3 protein-coding genes and 2 tRNA genes are annotated in these 1564 nt (G+C 32.0%); 4 read left to right on the forward strand and 1 reads right to left on the reverse strand.

The genetic code is table 11. The features are described from left to right. Positions 1–458: cytochrome b/b6 domain-containing protein (locus tag ACP5O9_RS03475; RefSeq protein WP_428723440.1), on the forward strand; the 458-nt coding region annotated here is incomplete at its 5' end. A 92-nt stretch (positions 459–550) separates the two neighbouring features. On the opposite strand, the gene ACP5O9_RS03480 is transcribed toward ACP5O9_RS03475, so the two are convergent. Continuing rightward, the gene (locus tag ACP5O9_RS03480) at positions 551–796 is read right to left on the reverse strand and encodes a hypothetical protein (protein WP_424905167.1); all 246 of its coding nucleotides are present in this window, start codon (positions 794–796) and stop codon (positions 551–553) included. 59 nt (positions 797–855) lie between these two features. Between ACP5O9_RS03480 and ACP5O9_RS03485 the strand changes: the two genes are divergently transcribed. From ACP5O9_RS03485 to ACP5O9_RS03495, 3 genes are all read left to right on the forward strand, one after another. After that, positions 856–929: transfer RNA gene (locus tag ACP5O9_RS03485), tRNA-Arg, on the forward strand. Positions 930–932: 3 nt separating this feature from the next. After that, positions 933–1008: transfer RNA gene (locus ACP5O9_RS03490), tRNA-His, on the forward strand. Positions 1009–1042: 34 nt separating this feature from the next. Further along, positions 1043–1564: CBS domain-containing protein (locus tag ACP5O9_RS03495; RefSeq protein ID WP_424905168.1), on the forward strand; the 522-nt coding region annotated here is incomplete at its 3' end.

The following is a 1564-nucleotide window of genomic DNA, read 5'->3' on the forward strand; positions in this document are numbered from 1 at the left end:
TTTTTGTGGTAGGAGTGATTTTTCACATTTTTTATCATGGATTGAGAAAAGACTTTGCTCTTTTACCTAAAAAAGGAGATTTATCTCAAAGTATAAAAGTGCTTGCAGCAATGATAGGAATTGGTAAAGAGCCTCCGTCAGACAAGTATCTGCCTGAGCAGAGAATTGCCTATGTGGGAATTGGAGTAATAATTTTAATCTTAACAGTGACAGGCATCATAAAAATTCTTAAAAATCTTCAGTGGGTTGTCCTTTCACCAACAGTGGAATCAATAAATACTCTGATCCATACTCTTACTGGATTTTTATTTATGATAGCTTTTATTGTTCATGTTGGAACTGTTCTTTTATTTAAATCAAACTGGCCACTTCTTAAAAGTATATTTACAGGATGGGTTGATGAAGACTATGTAAAACACAGACATTCAATCTGGTATGAAAAGATTAAGATGCACTGATTTTAAGCAAAGCACAAATTTCTCTGATTTTGTCGTGAGTTTTTCTAAAGATTAACAGAGTTTTTAACAAATTTTGTTTAAAAACTAAAAACCTAATAAATTTCAATAAATTTTTTTCTTATGACCTCTCTGATTCTTTCATCAGAGGGGTCTGGTTCAGACAAAAACAACTCAATTAATCTTACGGAATTATTCGACAGGCAGTTTGGACATCTGTCCTGCATATGAATTGTAAAGCAGTCCATACAAAAACGAGCTAATCTTAACGGTATAAGACATTTTCCAAATTTTTGTTTAATTGTGCATTTTTCTTCAATTTCATAAATCTTAGTTTCCATGGAAGTATTATAGCAGATATTGCAATAAATCAATTAAAATTTTTAAAATATATTAGTTTGCGCCTGTAGCTCAGTCGGATAGAGCAACTGCCTTCTAAGCAGTGGGCCGGGGGTTCGAATCCCTCCAGGCGCGTTGGCGGATGTAGCTCAATGGTTAGAGCACTGGACTGTGGCTCCAGGTGCTGCGGGTTCGAGTCCCGTCATCCGCCCCAAAAGATTTTTCTGGGGGCTATTATATTTTTTATTATGAAAGTTAAAGAATTAATGACCTCTTGTCCTGTCACTTTAAATCTTCATAGTAAAATTCAAGATTTATTAAAGATATATTTAAAACACTCAATAGGAAGTGTTGTTGTGGTAGATGAGGACAAAAAACCCATCCAAATTATAACTTTAAGAGACTTACCAAAAATATTTTATCTTCAGCCTTCTCCTGAAAATATTTCTGAAACATTGAAAAAACTGAATAAAGATAAAAACTCATTAATAACCATATCCTCTGAAAACTCTTTTAATGAAGCTCTATATTTAATGAAACAGTTCAATATAAGTCATTTACCTGTTGTTGATACTAACAAAAAATTGTCAGGAATTTTAAGCTTGAAAGACATAATAAAAAATTTTCCAGAAGTTATCTGGATAGATCCTCTTACTGGCATTCATAATAGAGCATATCTGGATTTTTTAAAAACTAAATTAAAAAGATTAAAAACTCCAACTACTCTTTTAATGATTGATTTAGACAATTTTAAAGATATAAACGATAGT

Origin of the sequence: Thermodesulfovibrio sp., from assembly GCF_049969575.1 — a bacterium.
GTDB lineage: Bacteria > Nitrospirota > Thermodesulfovibrionia > Thermodesulfovibrionales > Thermodesulfovibrionaceae > Thermodesulfovibrio > Thermodesulfovibrio obliviosus.